We start from the raw sequence: 16,718 nt of genomic DNA, 5'->3' as shown, positions 1-16,718 counted from the left end.
CGTAAATATAAACAAAGAAGGAACCGCGGATAAGGGCTGTCTCAAAAAACCCTGATCCGCCTGTTCATTATTTATTGACTGCGGTCCTGCATACGCTGATCCGCAGCAAGAGTAGACATTTCCATGCCCTTCATAGCTGTGCCCAGACCTCTTGAAAGTTCGCCAATCAATTTATAGTCATCATAATGCGTAGTAGCTTCTACAATTGCACGAGCAAAGCGTTCCGGGTCGTTGGATTTGAAGATACCTGAGCCCACGAATACGCCATCTGCGCCAAGCTGCATCATCAATGCTGCATCAGCAGGGGTAGCGATTCCACCGGCTGCAAAGTTTACGACAGGGAGGCGCCCTGCTTCACGGATTTCCATAAGCATATCAAATGGAGCTCCATTATCTTTCGCATAAACCATTACTTCATCTTCAGATAAACCGCGAAGATGACGAATTTGAGACTGAACTTGTCTCATGTGACTAACGGCTTCTACGATGTTTCCTGTACCAGGTTCCCCTTTAGTACGAAGCATGGAAGCTCCTTCACGGATTCGGCGTGTAGCTTCTCCCAAGTTACGGCATCCACATACGAATGGAACGGTATAATCGTCCTTTTTGATGTGATAAACGTCATCGGCTGGCGTGAGCACTTCACTTTCATCGATATAATCGACACCTAAAGCTTCCAGTACACGTGCTTCGGTAATGTGCCCGATACGAGCTTTTGCCATGACCGGAATAGAAACAGCATTCATAACGTCTTCCACGATACTTGGATCAGCCATCCGAGCTACGCCTCCAGCTGCACGAATATCCGCTGGTACGCGTTCAAGAGCCATGACGGCTACCGCTCCCGCTTCTTCAGCTATTTTTGCCTGTTCAGCATTTACAACGTCCATGATGACGCCGCCTTTTTGCATTTCTGCCATTCCGCGTTTTACGCGATCTGTACCTGTTTGTGACATAATATATTCCTCCCTGAATCGACTGTATATTATCAATCATTTGCATGATGTGAATCCAAAATTCCTTATTTACTATTGTAACTCAAAAAAGCCTAAAATCCTACCAAATAAATTGGCATTAACTGTTAGAACCAACTTTTCACCATATCTACAGCTCCAGTGAAAATATCGCTAAAGAACTCACCGATTCCGCCTATCATCAGCATAAACCAACTGGATTTTTCAACCGCTCCGGTTGTTACCAAATCTACGGAATTGTGGTTTTCAGATAATAGATTATCATAGGATTCTTCTCCATTGTAAACAAGATAAGCCGAGCCTACTTTGGCTCCTTTTTCAATAGGGGCCACAAGCTTTCCATCCTCATCCAATTGATCTTCCGAAAGGTTATATTCTATGGAGTATTGTTCCTCTTCCCCATTTTTAATCAGCGTTTGAAGATCTGTATTGGTTTCTACCTCTACCTGATCCTCTTTTCCTTTAGCTACTTCAACTTCAGATTCACCTTCCAGTTGATAGCCTGCCTCATACAGCGTCTTCTCCTGGAAATGCTGAAAACCGTAATTAAATAATTTTGCTGTCTGCTGGAAACGGGAAGCTCTTGAATCAGTCTTCATAACCACTGCAATAAAGCGCTGACCATCTTGTTCAGCTGTCCCTGTAAACGTGTTGCCTGCGAGTTCTGTGTAACCCGTCTTTAAACCATCAACCCCGTCGTAACCAAACTGGGATAGTGCGCCTGGCATATCTGGTAACATCCAGTTCCAGTTTGTAATCGTCTGGCCATCAAATTCGGCCGTTGGCTGACTCGAGTAATCTAAAGCTTCAGGATAATCATTAATTAAGTGGTAGGCAAGAAGTGCAGAGGATCGTGCTGAGAGCATATTGGTCGCATCAGGAGCTGTTCCTTCAGGATAATTATCCCCCAGGTGAGAATTATTCAATCCAGTGGAATTAACGAATTCATAATCCGGAAGTCCCATTTCCTTAGCTTTTTCATTCATCATTTTAACAAATTCCGCTTCTGTACCTGCAATCAATTCGGCAAGTGTAATGGTCGTCGCATTATCCGAATTGATGGCCATCGCTTTATACAGATCGCGTACTTTATAATCTTTATTCATTTTCAAGCCGACGCCGGAGAATTCAGGATTAGCTGATATATCGTAAGCGTATTGGCTGATTTGTGTAGTGGTATCCCAGCTGATGCTGCCGTTCTGTATCGCTTCCATAACGAGGTACTCTGTCATCATTTTCGTCATACTAGCTGGAGGTAGAGTAAGGTCTGCCTCTTTTTCATATAAAATCTTTCCAGAATCAGCATCTACTAGAATAGCAGATTTCGCTTCTACATTAACTGTAGCCGCGTATGTATTCCCTGGATTCATCCAGATTGCGGACATGCTCAAAATAAAGGCCATCATGACGGCCAGGGATGTTTTAAAAACTTGTTTCAACTTTCTCGACCTCCACCCACAAATTATGTATTATACCCTCGTTATTTTATCATATGGCTTAACAAAAGAATAGACAGGGAAATAGTCCCTGTCTATAAAAATGACTCAGATTAAATGGAGTAGTTTGGTGCTTCTTTTGTAATTTGTACATCGTGAGGATGGCTTTCACGCAAGCCTGCTCCGGTAATTCTTGTGAATTTGGCATCCGTCCTCAGAGCCTCGATCGTCGGGGTTCCGCAATACCCCATTCCAGAACGTAAACCGCCCATCAGCTGGTGAAGCGTATCCGCAAGAGGTCCTTTGTACGGCATACGTCCTTCGATTCCCTCTGGTACGAGTTTTTTGGCTTCCTGACCACTTTGGAAGTAACGGTCTTTAGAGCCGGATTCCATAGCTCCTACAGATCCCATTCCACGATACACTTTAAAACGGCGTCCCTGGAAGATTTCGGTTTCTCCTGGACTTTCTGACACACCAGCGAGAAGACTTCCAAGCATCACCGCATGGGCGCCTGCCGCAAGAGATTTTACAATTTCACCTGAATATTTAATACCGCCATCGGCGATAACAGGTTTGTTGTATTTCTCTGCTTCCATCGCACAGTCGTGCACGGCAGTAATCTGTGGAATGCCTACTCCGGCCACAACACGGGTTGTACAAATGGATCCAGGACCAATGCCTACTTTGATCACATCGGCTCCTGCTTCAATTAGTTCGCGTGTTGCTTCTGGTGTACCAACGTTTCCGGCGATAATATTCATAGAAGGATACTTGCTTCGAATACGCTTCACTTGGTCGATTACGCCCTGGGAATGGCCGTGGGCCGTATCAATAACTAAAGCGTCCACTCCAGCAGAAACAAGTTTATCAACTCTTGTCATAGCATCTGCTGTGACCCCGACGGCAGCAGCGCAAAGCAGACGGCCTTGTTCGTCCTTCGCCGAGAGTGGAAATTCGATAACTTTCTCGATGTCTTTAATGGTGATTAGACCTTTTAGGATTCCTTCGTTGTCCACTAAAGGAAGTTTTTCAATTTTGTATTCCTGAAGAATCTTCCCGGCTTCCTCAAGCGTAGTTCCAACAGGTGCTGTTACCAGATTTTCGCTTGTCATCACTTCACTGATGGCCATGGAATAGTTATCGATGAAGCGCAGATCGCGGTTGGTAAGGATCCCCACCAACTTCTGTTCTTCCTGGTTATTCACAATCGGTACACCTGAGATTCTGAATTTACCCATCAGGTGCTCCGCGTCGAAGACCTGATGTTCAGGAGTTAAGAAGAAAGGATTCGTGATCACGCCGCTTTCGGATCGTTTTACACGATCGACCTGCTCGGCCTGTTCTTCGATCGACATATTTTTGTGAATGACACCGAGACCGCCTTGTCTCGCCATTCCTATTGCTAAACCGGCTTCTGTCACTGTGTCCATTCCTGCACTGAGAACGGGCATATTCAGTTTTAAGGTGGGCGAAAGCTCTGTAGCTAATGATACGTCACGCGGTAATACATCTGACTTTGCAGGCAGTAGAAGCACATCATCGAACGTTAAGCTTTCTTTCTCAAATTTATCTGCACGCATGCTTGATCTCTCCTTTTATTCAAATAGTTTGGGTAAAGGTGGGGAATAATAACCGATAACTATTTAAATTACTATCTTATTGTTATTTACAATACGACAATGACTGTTGTTTTTCAACCATAAAAAAATACCATAAATCCCCTGTCGGAACTGCTTTCCAGACGCTTTCACGGAGCACGATGTAGGTAAAGCGCTTTCTGCTTTACTTGCAAAAATGAAGATAAACTTGATGAAAGGAGAGGCGCTCCCATGCTTAAGGAAGAAACCATTCTTAATTACTTACAAGTAACCGCTCATACAAGACCATTTTTACTGGCCTGTTACGAACATATAAACAATCCGAGAGCTTCTCACCATGCCTACCAGAACGCTGAAAGATTTATATATGGTTTAAATCTGGGAAGTGACTACTGGGAGTCTGCAAAAGCGACTCCTTTGAGTGTCCAGCCGCTCCTTTTTTATTATGGACTCAATCACTACTTAAAGAGCTGCCTTCTAACGGTAGATCCAGGCTATCCAGCTACAGCCAAGGTTTTAGCTCACGGTTTGTCGACCAGAAAAAGAAAGAAACAGCATTACCGCTTTTTAGAGGATGATATTCGAGTCCAGCCCCATGGACTATTTCCTCATGCAGCAGATCATCTGTTCCAATTTACCTCGTCAAAAGAAAAAATCTCAATGGATGAATTGCTGCGTCCCTTAGAAGCTATGGCTCCCATCTACGCCTTTAAAAACTTAGAGCATCCGCCCGTAAATGAACACTGGCCTCCGCTACTTGCTTACTTTGCCGTTCTGTATAACTTAAGCATGCTAGTTCGCTACGAAGGAGAATGGTGGGGAGAAATGCAGCAAATGAGGGATCGGGAGGACTATGTATTTATCATCGAATTTTTAAAAAGTGCCAGCGACCAGATTCCTATGTTAATCTCCGCATGGTTAAAAAAACAGCTGACATCTGTTCTTTGATATCAGCTGGATCTTTCGTTACTCCAATATTTCTTCTATATGTAAGTGCATATGTTCTTTTAAGTGATAAATTTCTCCATCCTCTTCTAAACGAATCATCGGTCTTGTGGGATGAGTTTGATCTACAAAGACAATTTCCGCTCGCCGATTGTTGGACAGTCTTATATTCGTGCCGGTTGAATAATTGGTCAGTCCTTTCACTAAAACTTGAATCACGGTGTGATCATAGCGTCCGAACTGTTCCTTCAGAATATTCTCGAGGACTTGAAAAGGAGAATGCTTTTGGCGATACACACGTTCCGAAGTCATGGCATGGTACATATCACTAACCGCAATGATCTGACTATAGGATTGTATTTTGGTATGGTCCAGTCCAAGAGGATAACCGGTTCCATCCAATCGCTCGTGATGCTGTAAAATGGCAAGCTTGGCGGGACGGCTCAACGCCTGAATGTTTTCTACCAGACGATAAGAGTGTGCAGGGTGGTGTTTAATTTGTTCAAACTCCCGTTCTGTGAGCGGAGCCTGTTTATCTATTACTCGTTGATCGACTCTGGCCATTCCGGCATCACTGAGTAATCCTGCAAGCCCTACTTGAATCCACTCCCCGTATTCATAGTCCATTTTATAGGCTAGATAAGCGGCCATCACACTCATCGCTACACTATGGTGATAAAGGTAATCCCAGCTTGATGAATAATGATGAAGTCTGAAAATCTCCTGCTTCTCCTGAACCGCACTTTCTAATAAAGGCTCGATTACTTTACGGATAGCCTTAATATCCAGAGATCCTCCTGCCCGCCAATCCGAAAACCATTTCTTATAGGAGTGAACGGCATGTACGTACTGGTCGTGAAAGGTGAGGTTCTCACTTGACTCCATGGATCCATAAGGCTTTGTTTCAATCGGTTCCTCATCTACTGGTTCTTCCGGAACAAAAGGAGAACCATCTGAAAGTTTGTTCGCAACTTCTACGGATTCAATTAGAAATTTCTTTAGCACTTGAATATGTATAGGATGAACTAACGTGTTTTTAGGAATAATTGGATTTTTAGTACGGCCCATCACATCTTTTGTTATTAAAGCGCCCGTAACCAATTGGGAAGGGTGCACCCGCATATCATTTTCCGCCTCTCTTAAAAGGAGTATAGCTATCGTAATCCACTAAAATATCTTAAAAAAAAGCCACCTGCCGTAAATTTCGACAGGCGGCTTGGCATTTCCCAGCAAACGGGGGAGGTTATTCTTCAGGAGTGTCGTCCACTTCGTTAGAATCCTCTGATGATGTTCCGTTATCTTCATTCTTTTCAATGGCTTCTTCAATGATTTCTTCTTCTTCTTTTTCAGACTCCACACGAGCTACCGTGGCAACTTCTTCTCCGTCTCCAAGACGGATCAAGCGGACACCCTGAGTATTCCTTCCGGTTTCAGAGATACTTTCAAGCGGCATCCGGATCAGCACTCCACTTTCCGTGATGATCATGATATCTTCTTCACCATTCACGGCCTGGGTAGCGACCACATAACCATTTTTCTCGGTAAGGTTACACGTAATAATTCCTTTACCGCCCCGATTAGTAATGCGGTAATCCGTTGCCGGAGTCCGCTTCCCATACCCTTTGCTAGTGACGGTAAGTACCTGCAGGTCGTCCTCCAGGATTTCCATGGATACAACGCGGTCGTCGTCTCTAAGTGAGATTCCTTTCACACCCGCAGCCGTACGGCCCATTGCACGAATCTGATCTTCGTTAAACCGGATGAGATAGCCATTTCTAGTACCAATCATGATATCCTTTTGACCATCTGTCAGTTTCACGGAGATCAATTCGTCGTCTTCCCGAAGTCCAAGGGCAATCAGACCGCCGCGGCGGATATTCGCAAATTGGGAAAGGGTTGTCCGTTTGGTGATCCCGTTCCTAGTTGTGAATAGCAGGTACCAGTCATCAACGAAATCTTCTACGGTAATGACGGCGTTAATCCACTCATCCCGCTCAATGTTCAGCATATTGATAATGGGAATCCCTTTAGCTGTTCGGCTGAATTCAGGAACTTCATAGCCTTTAGCTTTATATACTTTACCTTTATTGGAGAAGAACAGCAGCGTATTGTGGGTGGAAGTGGACAGTAAATGTTCCACAAAGTCCTCTTCGTGTGTGCCCATTCCCTGTACACCACGTCCGCCTCTGCGCTGTGAACGGTACGTGTTAGCAGGGAGACGTTTGACATAACCTTGATGCGTCAAGGTTACAATAACCGTTTCTTCCGGTATTAAGTCTTCGTCTTCAATAAAGTCACTGCCGCCCAGCACAATCTCAGTACGGCGTTCATCGTTAAAGCGTTCTTTCACATCTTCGAGTTCTTCCCGGATTATTTCCAGAACTTTCTCTTCATCAGCAAGGATAGCTTTCAATTCAGCAATCAGCTTCATGAGATCCTGGTATTCGTTTTCAATCTTCTCACGTTCTAAACCAGTCAGACGTTGGAGGCGCATATCCAGAATAGCTTGAGCCTGGCGATCAGATAGCTCATAACGCTCCATCAAACCGCTTTTGGCAATGTCTGTGGTTTGTGATTCACGAATGAGCGTAATCACTTCGTCTAAATGATCCAGAGCTACACGAAGTCCTTCCAGGATATGAGCTCTCGCTTCCGCTTTACGAAGTTCATAAGCGGTTCGACGCTTGATCACTTCTTTCTGGTGCTCTAAATAGTATTCCAGGCACTGTTTCAGGTTCAATACTCTTGGATGACCATTCACCAGAGCCAGCATATTAATACCAAACGTGGATTGAAGAGCCGTCATCTTGTAGAGGTTGTTCAACAGCACATTCGGATTAGCATCCCGGCGTAATTCGATCACGACGCGCAGACCATTACGGTCGGACTCGTCCCGAAGGTCCGTAATGCCGTCAATTTTCTTGTCGCGGGCAAGATCTGCTATTTTCTCAACAAGACGAGCTTTGTTCACTTGATACGGAAGTTCCGTAACAATTAAGCGTGCTTTCCCATTCGCCTGTTCTTCGATTTCAACATTTGCCCGGACAGTAATGGATCCTTTTCCAGTTTCATAAGCTTTGCGGATACCGCTTAGTCCAAGGATTTTCCCAGAGGTTGGAAAGTCTGGACCGTAGATGTGGTTTTCCATCAATTCCTGAATGGTAATATCCGGATCTTTACTGACGGCAAGTACAGCATCAATCACTTCACCCAGCTGATGGGGAGGAATATTCGTAGCCATCCCTACCGCGATACCGGAACCACCGTTCACGAGTAAGTTCGGGAATTTGGCAGGCAAGACAAGAGGCTCCTTCTCTGTACCGTCATAGTTGTCATCATAATCAATCGTATCTTTATTGATGTCGCGCAAAATCTCCATGGAGATTTTGGACATTCTTGCTTCCGTATAACGCATTGCGGCAGCGGCGTCGCCGTCTACAGAACCGAAGTTTCCGTGTCCGTCTACGAGCATGTAACGGTAGTTAAAGTCCTGAGCCATACGCACCATCGTATCGTACACGGCCGAATCACCGTGCGGGTGATATTTACCGATTACTTCCCCTACAATACGGGCAGATTTTTTGTGAGCTTTATCTGAGTGCATGCCTAAATCATGCATCGCATACAAAATCCGGCGGTGTACAGGTTTCAAACCATCACGGACGTCAGGCAAAGCACGCGCCACAATAACACTCATGGCATAATCCAGGAAGGATGTACGCATTTCCTGGCTTATATTAATTTCCTGCACGCGTGGGCGTTCGGGTTGATCCACCATTCTATTTACCTCCTAATAACCTATAAGGGGAGAAAAGCTTCTATGAGCCTTTCCCCATCCATTTACACTGTTTCTATTTTTATCGTGACGACCATTCGTTTATTTCTTATATATCCAGGTTCTGGACATATTGAGCATTTTCCTCAATGAAGTTACGGCGTGGTTCTACCTTGTCCCCCATAAGAATATCAAAGGTTTCATCTGCTCCAATCGCGTCTTCCAGACTCACTTGAAGCAGCGTCCTTGTCTCGGGATCCATTGTTGTCTCCCAGAGTTGTTCCGGGTTCATTTCTCCTAAACCTTTGTAACGCTGGACGCCTGGTTTTGGAGAGTTTGGCAGCTCTGCAAGCATGCTATCAAGCTGCTTATCACTATACGTATAATAAACGGCTTTTCCCTGCTGAATTTTATAAAGAGGCGGCTGTGCGATATAAATGTAGCCATGCTCAATCAAAGGACGCATATAACGGTAAAAGAAGGTTAGAAGAAGCGTTCGAATGTGAGCGCCGTCCACATCAGCATCCGTCATAATAACGATTTTATGGTAGCGGGCTTTCGAAATATCGAAATCCTCTCCGATTCCTGTACCAAGTGCTGTAATGATCGCACGAACCTCATTATTCGACAGGATTTTATCCAGACGGGCTTTCTCTACGTTAATAATTTTCCCGCGCAGAGGTAGAATCGCCTGGAAATGCCGGTCCCGGCCCTGTTTCGCAGAACCCCCGGCTGAGTCACCCTCAACCACGTAGATCTCTGAAATACTGGGATCTTTAGACGAACAGTCCGCTAACTTACCAGGAAGGTTGGAAACTTCAAGCGCATTTTTACGGCGGGTAAGCTCACGTGCTTTCTTCGCAGCCATACGGGCTCTGGAAGCCATCAGTCCTTTTTCCACTACAATTCTTGCCATGTTTGGATTTTCAAACAAGAATTTAGAAAAGCCTTCTGAGAAGAGGGCATCGGTAACTGTACGAGCCTCACTATTTCCGAGCTTCGTCTTCGTCTGCCCTTCAAACTGGGGATCCGGGTGTTTGATAGAGATGATCGCCGTCAAGCCTTCTCGAACATCATCCCCTGTTAAGTTCGGATCGGTTTCTTTGAACATATTATTTTTACGTGCGTAATCGTTAATCACACGAGTGAGGCCGGTTTTAAATCCGGATTCATGGGTTCCGCCTTCGTACGTATGAATATTATTCGCATACGAATAAAGATTGCTGGCAAAGCCATCATTATACTGAAGGGCGATTTCAATAGAAATGTCATCCTGTTCACTTTCTATTGAAAATGGTTCGTGGAGCACTTCTCTTGTACGATTCAAATGCTCGACATAGGAACGGATGCCGCCCTCGTAGTAATAACTCACCGGCTCTTCATCTGTTCGCTTGTCTTCAATCGAAATTGTTAAGCCTTTATTCAGAAAAGCAAGCTCCCGTGTACGAGTTGCCAACGTTTCAAAATTATATTCCGTAGTTTCTGAAAAGATTTCCTTATCCGGTTTAAACTGAATGCGTGTACCTGTAATTTCGGTATCACCGATCACTTTCAAATCTTCCTCCGGCACTCCTCGGTGGAAAGCCTGGTAGTGAATCTTGCCATCACGGTGGACGAATACTTCAAGTTTTGATGATAGAGCATTCACAACGGATGCCCCTACACCGTGGAGTCCTCCAGAGACTTTATAGCCTCCGCCACCGAATTTTCCTCCAGCGTGAAGAACCGTCATAATGACCTCTACAGCAGGACGGCCTGTCTTTTCCTGAATGCCTACCGGAATTCCGCGGCCGTTATCGGTCACTGAGATGCTGTTATCTTTCTCAATGATCACTTGAATCTGATCACAATGACCCGCCATCGCTTCGTCAATACTGTTATCTACAATTTCCCACACAAGGTGATGCAGTCCTTTTTCGTTCGTCGAACCAATATACATTCCCGGGCGTTTACGAACCGCTTCCAGCCCTTCCAGTACCTGTATCTGGCTCTCATCATAGGATTCTTTTTCAATTATGTCTTCCTTCATGGTACTCACCTACATTTCTCAAGTGGTTTTACTTATGAACTCTCTCAACGGACGATCTTCTCTTACCCACCTGACTCTTCTGAGAAGTCTTCCAGTTTATTTAACGTGGTCTTCATATTAGCTCTCTTCTTCAACGTGAATACGGAAAGCGGACTGAAATATATATAATCATTTGTGATCACAATGGCTTTCACATGGTCTTCTTCTGTTTCCACCACGCGTCTGTTTTTGCGCTGATTAAAAATCATTTCCTCGATAATAGAGGACGATGACATCAAACTGTGATCAATAATCGCTACTACATCTTTTGATTGGATGACATGATCGTCACCGATATGAATGAACAATTTGCCACCTCATTTCTCTACTTCAATCGTTCCTTCTTTAACATGAAAGATCTCTGCATGCTCCAAAGCTTCATGTTCAATGCCATCTATACTAGTCGTTGAAACAAAGGTTTGAACTTTTCCCTGGATGGTATGAAGCAGATGGGATTGCCGGTGATCGTCCAGTTCGCTGAGTACATCATCCAGAAGAAGAATAGGGTACTCGCCGACTTCACTATGAATGAGTTCAATTTCTGCAAGTTTCAAAGACAGAGCGGTCGTTCTCTGCTGTCCTTGTGAACCATAGGTCTGAACATCTTTTCCATTCACATAAAATATAAGATCATCCCGGTGGGGACCTGCAAGCGTAGTCCCCCTTTCAATTTCCTTTGTTTCAACTTCCGAAAATTTTTCCATGCATATTTTCTTTATTGTGTCCAAATTCATATCCTCTGATACTTTGACACTTGCATTATAGGAAATATCGAGTTTTTCTAGTTTCCGGCTGATTCCTTCATGGATGGGAGTAGCCCATGAACGGAGCAGCTGCATAAACTTGAACCTTCGATCAACAATTGTCGCTGCATGCTCCGTCAACTGCTCCGTCAATACGCCAAGCATCGTCCGGTCAGCGCGTGGCTTGCGCTGCAAATCTTTCAGCAGGTGATTACGCTGACGGAGGATCTTCTGATATTGTCCTAAATGATAGATATACGTCGGTTGAATCTGTCCGATTTCCATGTCGATAAACCGACGACGCACCTGAGGGCTTCCCTTGACCAGGTTAAGATCCTCAGGTGCAAACATAACGACATTCAAAGCACCGATGTAATCACTAAGGCGCTTTTGTTCAATATGATTTAATTTCGCTTTTTTCCCTTTGTTCGAAATGACAATCTCGAGAGGAAAACGGCGATTCCGTTTAAATATACTCCCTTTTATTTTACCATACTCGGCGTCCCATTGTATTAATTCTTTATCCCTCGGGGTCCGGTGTGATTTTGTAAAGGCTAAAGCATAGATCGCTTCCATCAAATTGGTCTTTCCCTGGGCGTTTTCACCAATTATGACATTTATCTTATGATCGAATGTCAGGGACAATTGATCATAATTTCGAAACGACCGAAGCGACAGCTCATGAATATACATAAGTCAGGTTCATTTCACCTTATTCTTCACGTACAACCGTGAAGCTGCCAAACTCTTCTATTTCGACTGTATCTCCCAGGTAAAGCTTGCGCCCACGACGGTTTTCTAATTCTCCATTTACAAAAACTTCAAATTCACTAAGGAATAATTTAACCATTCCACCAGATTCCACAACGTTGGATAATTTTAGAAACTGACCAAGTGGGATATATTCCGTTGATATTTCAATACGTTCGCTCATTTTCATTCACCCTATTCCATGAATTCACCTTCTTTTTATTTTACTAAAGATGAAGGTGTAAGAAAAGTCCAAGAGATTTATTCTGTTTCAGTGGCTCACCATAAGAAAAGGCACCGCTATGATTTTCATAACAGCGCCTCTTAAAACTAGTACTATATTCGAATGATTAACATACCCTTTATACTAACACGATTTTTATAAATCAGTAGGTTCGGACAGGCAGGATCAGCTGAAGAATTTGTTCATCATCTACAGGACGGATTAAGAAAGGACGCATCGCTCCCGTGAATTCTACTTTTACTTGATCGTAATCCACAGCTTTTAAAGCATCCATCATATACTTAGCACTAAAAGAAATCTTTAGATCTTCTCCGTTCACATCATCTGCTGTTACTTCTTCAACCACATTTCCTACTTCAGGTGAGTTACCTGTAATTTCAAGGTGGTTGTTTTCTTTCGTAACTAAACGAACGACGTTATTACGATTTTCTTTTGCTAATAAAGAGGCCCTGTCGACAGATTGAAGCAATTCTTTTGTGTCGATTTTCACGATGGTTTTGCTTTGTTCAGGAATTAAACGCGAGGTCTCTGGATAATTCCCTTCCAAAAGTCTGGATAAGAAGTAAAGGTGCTTGGTGCGGAACAATACCTGGTTATCCGTGACACTTACTTCGATCGTATCTTCTGAATCATCAAGAATTTTATTCAGTTCCGTTAAGCTTTTACCTGGAATGACAACCGGAGGCAGATTCTTGCCTTCTGGATTCTCCAATGGAATCTTCCTGGATGCCAGACGATGGCTGTCCGTTGCAATAAACTCGAGCTCTCCATTTTCGATCCGCACATGAACACCTGTCAAAATAGGTCTGGTTTCAGAAGTGGAAACCGCAAATACTGTTTGACGAATTAAATTCTTTAATAGATCAATAGGCAGTTCAAAGCTATCCTCGGTATGTAACTGAGGAAGCTGCGGATATTCTTCAGGATCCTGTCCATTCAAATGGAATTCAGCATTACCTGAGCAAATGGTAACATTTCTGTAATTGTCACTTTCGATTTCAACCGTGTTCTGCGGAAGTTTACGAACGATATCAGGGAAATACTTAGCCTGCAGTACTAGACTCCCTGGTTCAATGTTTTCCACATAAACGATTCCATCTTCTTCTTGTGGAATGAACGATTCGATCGAAATATCCGAATCACTCCCGGTCAGTTTTACACCTTCTTCACTAACTTCTAATTTCATTCCAGTCAAAATAGGGATGGTCGTTCTTGATGAAATAGCTTTCATGACATCCTGAACGCTTTGCATCAACTGCTCCCGCTGAATTATAAATTTCATGAATACCTTCCTCCTAGTGAACCTATATTATATATTTATTTTTTATTAATAAACCGTAATAGTAATAGTATGCGCTGTGGATTTGTGGATAACAGGTTTCAAACCAAACAACTCATGGTTATCCACATGTGTATAAGCTGTTGATGGATATGGTACGGTTATTCACATTATCCACTTAGGTCTTCAGCTGCTCTTTTATTTCATCCAGTTCTTTTTGAAGCTGCTGATCGGCTGCCACCATTTTAGAAATCTTCTCATGAGCATGGATGACGGTCGTGTGATCACGTCCTCCAAATTCTTCTCCAATCTTCGGTAAAGAAAAATCGGTTAACTCTCTTGATAGATACATAGCGATTTGACGCGGAAAAGCAATGGTTTTAGTTCGCTTCTTTGCTGGAAAATCTTCTAATCTAACATTATATTTCTCTCCAACCATTTCCTGAATGGCTTGAATCGTAATCACTTTAGGCTTAGAGCTTGGAATGATATCTTTCAACGCTTCAGCTGCCAGAGAAGCATTAATATCACGATTAATCAAAGACGAATAAGCGACCACTCGAATAAGAGCTCCCTCCAGCTCACGAATGTTTGTATCGATTTGATTAGCGATATAAAGCATCACTTCGTTTGGAATATCCAGTCCTTCTGCCTTGGCTTTCTTGCGCAGAATAGCAATCCTTGTCTCTAAATCCGGTGGCGTAATGTCCGTAATCAATCCCCATTCAAAGCGGGAGCGCAGCCGATCCTCAAGAGTCGGTATTTCTTTAGGCGGCCGATCACTGGAGATAACGATCTGCTTGCTTTCCTCATGAAGTGTATTAAACGTATGGAAGAACTCTTCCTGGGTCTGTTCCTTACCGGCAAGAAACTGAATATCATCAATTAAAAGCACGTCTACACTGCGGTATTTATTACGGAAGTTGACGGCTTTATTGTCTCGAATTGAATTAATAAATTCATTGGTAAACTTTTCAGATGATAAATAAACGACTTTCGCATTTGGATTATGATCCAGCACATAATGGCCAATCGCATGCATCAGGTGTGTTTTTCCAAGTCCGACCCCACCATAGATAAACAGCGGATTGTAAGCTTTTGCCGGCGCTTCTGCCACAGCTAGAGATGCTGCGTGGGCGAAGCGGTTTCCTGAACCGATCACAAATGTATCAAACGTATATTTAGAGTTCAGCATACTTTGCGGTGTCTCTTCGTTGCCATTGTTTTTCACATCAGGAATCTTCTTCGAGGACAGCTTCACATCATCCATCGATTCTTCTTTCGTTTCCGGAATAATAAATTTTGTATCTAACTCTGCTCCCGTTACCTCATAGAGCGTTTCCGTGATCAATCCCTCATATTGATTCTCAAGCCAGTCTCTGGCAAATTCATTCGGAGCTACAATCGTCAGGGTATTTTCGCTAAGAGAATCAGCTTTGGTAGCCTTCAGCCACGTTTCGAAGCTTGGCTTACTGATTTTTTCTTTAATATGCTCCAAGGTGTTATTCCAAAGTTCGTGTATGTTCTCCAAATTGTGTCACCCCTTTCTCTATAAATGGAAAACAAAAAAACCTTTCGTTCTCTTTTTCGAACGTAGCAAAAGGATCGAAAGGTTGTTGTATAAGTTTTGTATACTCTTTATCGTTAGAAAACTTCTAATTTCAATGTGGATGTGAGATTCGCGACATATAAGACTTATAGAAAGTTATTTTCACTATCCACATTCCTGTGCATAAAAGCATATACAAGCGTGTTAATAAATGTCCACACGTTATCCACAATCTGTGGAAAAGATTTTAAGCACTCAGAAGTCATTCACGCTTAAACACAAATATAATACCAAATAAAAACTGGAGTTGCAATGATTTAGGGGAACTTATCCACAATTACCACACCTTGTAGACAACAACTATCCACAACACTATATTTTGTGAATACCTTGTCGATATTTGGTGTGGACAGTCAGCTGGAGTCGAAAAAAATATACACACAGCCTGTGGATGTTCGCTGAATGTATTTTATTTTCCCTTATTTCACTTAAAAAATCAACGAGGTGTTATAGTACACAAACTGTTATATAACGGAGTAGATATAGGTAGATCTGGAGAAGAACGTGAAAAGGACATTGACAGAATGAAGATACGTTGCTTATAATTATTAGGACTGCCTTTTAGAAGTAAGTTATGGAATTATTCCTCAGGAGGTGTATATATAATGAAACGCACATTTCAACCAAATAATCGTAAGCGCAAAAAAGTACACGGCTTCCGTACGCGCATGAGCAGCCCAAACGGCCGTAAAGTAATTGCTCGTCGTCGTCGTAAAGGAAGAAAAGTTTTATCAGCCTAGGCCACTGAAAACCTCAGTGGTCTTTTTTTCTAGTTAAGATTGTCTTGCGGAGTCGGGTCTCTATAATGAGATCCACTGCGCTTTTCTAATGTTCAGGGCGTGAAGGTCTGACTGGCATTTAGCGCTTTATATTTTTGGAGGGAGTTCTATGAAGAAAGAATATCGAATTAAAAAGAATGAAGAATTCCAAAAAGTATTTCAGCATGGTCAGTCGTTCGCGAATCGGCAACTCGTCCTTTACTATTGGAAGAAAAAAGACCAGGCTCATTTTCGAATCGGCCTCTCTGTCAGTAAGAGGATTGGGCCTGCCGTGGTCCGAAACCAGGTGAAACGTTACTTAAGACAAGCCTTTCACGAACTGGAAGATCAAATTCATCCTCAGTATGACTTTGTGATTATTGCTAGAAAACCGACTAATTCTATGAACTTTCATGAAACGAAAAAAAGCTTGATCCATGTTTTATCAAGGTCAAAGCTATTGAATAAGAAAAAATAAGCCATCATCTTATAGAATTATTCTATGAAATAATGCTACACTGATGTATGGACAGAAA

14 protein-coding genes are annotated in these 16,718 nt (G+C 43.1%); 3 read left to right on the top strand and 11 right to left on the bottom strand.

Translation table 11 applies throughout. The annotated features are described in order from the left end of the window. Positions 1-71: 71 nt before the first annotated feature. The 3 genes from pdxS to guaB form a co-directional block, all read right to left on the bottom strand. A complete protein-coding gene (gene pdxS / locus LCM11_RS14065; protein ID WP_224894915.1) occupies positions 72-956 on the bottom strand; it encodes a pyridoxal 5'-phosphate synthase lyase subunit PdxS in 885 nt (294 codons plus the stop codon). A gap of 125 nt (positions 957-1,081) precedes the next feature. Beyond that, positions 1,082-2,413, bottom strand: coding sequence for a serine hydrolase (locus LCM11_RS14060; protein ID WP_224894914.1), 1,332 nt, complete (start codon positions 2,411-2,413; stop codon positions 1,082-1,084). Positions 2,414-2,523: 110 nt separating this feature from the next. Next, a complete protein-coding gene (gene guaB / locus LCM11_RS14055; protein WP_224894913.1) occupies positions 2,524-3,993 on the bottom strand; it encodes an IMP dehydrogenase in 1,470 nt (489 codons plus the stop codon). A 249-nt stretch (positions 3,994-4,242) separates the two neighbouring features. On the opposite strand from guaB, the gene LCM11_RS14050 reads away from it, so the two are divergent. After that, positions 4,243-4,959 (top strand): YaaC family protein, encoded by a 717-nt coding sequence (locus LCM11_RS14050; protein WP_224894912.1) that lies wholly within the window; start codon positions 4,243-4,245, stop codon positions 4,957-4,959. Between the two features lie 18 nt (positions 4,960-4,977). On the opposite strand, the gene LCM11_RS14045 is transcribed toward LCM11_RS14050, so the two are convergent. From LCM11_RS14045 to dnaA, 8 genes are all read right to left on the bottom strand, one after another. Further along, positions 4,978-6,078 carry an HD-GYP domain-containing protein gene (locus LCM11_RS14045; RefSeq protein ID WP_224894911.1) on the bottom strand — a complete coding sequence of 367 codons (1,101 nt, stop codon included), beginning with the start codon at positions 6,076-6,078 and terminating at the stop codon, positions 4,978-4,980. Between the two features lie 121 nt (positions 6,079-6,199). Beyond that, on the bottom strand, positions 6,200-8,734 hold the full coding sequence (gyrA, locus tag LCM11_RS14040; RefSeq protein WP_224894910.1) for a DNA gyrase subunit A: 2,535 nt from the start codon (positions 8,732-8,734) through the stop codon (positions 6,200-6,202). Between the two features lie 106 nt (positions 8,735-8,840). After that, on the bottom strand, positions 8,841-10,760 hold the full coding sequence (gene gyrB, locus LCM11_RS14035; protein WP_224894909.1) for a DNA topoisomerase (ATP-hydrolyzing) subunit B: 1,920 nt from the start codon (positions 10,758-10,760) through the stop codon (positions 8,841-8,843). A 62-nt stretch (positions 10,761-10,822) separates the two neighbouring features. Then, on the bottom strand, positions 10,823-11,107 hold the full coding sequence (gene remB / locus LCM11_RS14030; protein ID WP_224894908.1) for an extracellular matrix regulator RemB: 285 nt from the start codon (positions 11,105-11,107) through the stop codon (positions 10,823-10,825). Positions 11,108-11,116: 9 nt separating this feature from the next. Beyond that, a complete protein-coding gene (recF, locus tag LCM11_RS14025) occupies positions 11,117-12,235 on the bottom strand; it encodes a DNA replication/repair protein RecF (RefSeq protein WP_224894907.1) in 1,119 nt (372 codons plus the stop codon). Between the two features lie 19 nt (positions 12,236-12,254). After that, positions 12,255-12,476 (bottom strand): S4 domain-containing protein YaaA, encoded by a 222-nt coding sequence (gene yaaA / locus LCM11_RS14020; RefSeq protein ID WP_014641301.1) that lies wholly within the window; start codon positions 12,474-12,476, stop codon positions 12,255-12,257. Positions 12,477-12,678: 202 nt separating this feature from the next. Continuing rightward, positions 12,679-13,818 (bottom strand): DNA polymerase III subunit beta, encoded by a 1,140-nt coding sequence (gene dnaN, locus LCM11_RS14015; protein WP_224894906.1) that lies wholly within the window; start codon positions 13,816-13,818, stop codon positions 12,679-12,681. A gap of 175 nt (positions 13,819-13,993) precedes the next feature. Then, positions 13,994-15,346 carry a chromosomal replication initiator protein DnaA gene (gene dnaA / locus LCM11_RS14010; RefSeq protein ID WP_224894905.1) on the bottom strand — a complete coding sequence of 451 codons (1,353 nt, stop codon included), beginning with the start codon at positions 15,344-15,346 and terminating at the stop codon, positions 13,994-13,996. A 683-nt stretch (positions 15,347-16,029) separates the two neighbouring features. Here dnaA and rpmH point away from each other — a divergent pair. Together rpmH and rnpA are read left to right on the top strand one after the other, a co-directional pair. Further along, complete coding sequence (gene rpmH, locus LCM11_RS14005) at positions 16,030-16,164, top strand: 50S ribosomal protein L34 (protein ID WP_014645390.1); 135 nt, start codon at positions 16,030-16,032, stop codon at positions 16,162-16,164. 148 nt (positions 16,165-16,312) lie between these two features. After that, positions 16,313-16,660, top strand: a complete 348-nt coding sequence (gene rnpA, locus LCM11_RS14000; RefSeq protein ID WP_224894904.1) for a ribonuclease P protein component — start codon at positions 16,313-16,315, stop codon at positions 16,658-16,660. The last annotated feature ends 58 nt before the right edge of the window (positions 16,661-16,718 follow it).

It is taken from the genome of Halobacillus halophilus (assembly GCF_020171985.1).
Lineage (GTDB): Bacteria > Bacillota > Bacilli > Bacillales > Halobacillaceae > Halobacillus > Halobacillus halophilus_A.
This window is presented reverse-complemented; position numbering and strand designations above follow the sequence as displayed.

Bases quoted from the DNA above. Each gene is read 5' to 3' on its own strand.
- pdxS (WP_224894915.1), bottom strand. From the start codon at position 956: ATGTCACAAACAGGTACAGATCGCGTAAAACGCGGAATGGCAGAAATG.
- guaB (WP_224894913.1), bottom strand. From the start codon at position 3,993: ATGCGTGCAGATAAATTTGAGAAAGAAAGCTTAACGTTCGATGATGTG.
- LCM11_RS14050 (WP_224894912.1), top strand. From the start codon at position 4,243: ATGCTTAAGGAAGAAACCATTCTTAATTACTTACAAGTAACCGCTCAT.
- LCM11_RS14045 (WP_224894911.1), bottom strand. From the start codon at position 6,078: ATGCGGGTGCACCCTTCCCAATTGGTTACGGGCGCTTTAATAACAAAA.
- gyrA (WP_224894910.1), bottom strand. From the start codon at position 8,734: ATGGTGGATCAACCCGAACGCCCACGCGTGCAGGAAATTAATATAAGC.
- gyrB (WP_224894909.1), bottom strand. From the start codon at position 10,760: ATGAAGGAAGACATAATTGAAAAAGAATCCTATGATGAGAGCCAGATA.
- recF (WP_224894907.1), bottom strand. From the start codon at position 12,235: ATGTATATTCATGAGCTGTCGCTTCGGTCGTTTCGAAATTATGATCAA.
- yaaA (WP_014641301.1), bottom strand. From the start codon at position 12,476: ATGAGCGAACGTATTGAAATATCAACGGAATATATCCCACTTGGTCAG.
- dnaN (WP_224894906.1), bottom strand. From the start codon at position 13,818: ATGAAATTTATAATTCAGCGGGAGCAGTTGATGCAAAGCGTTCAGGAT.
- rpmH (WP_014645390.1), top strand. From the start codon at position 16,030: ATGAAACGCACATTTCAACCAAATAATCGTAAGCGCAAAAAAGTACAC.
- rnpA (WP_224894904.1), top strand. From the start codon at position 16,313: ATGAAGAAAGAATATCGAATTAAAAAGAATGAAGAATTCCAAAAAGTA.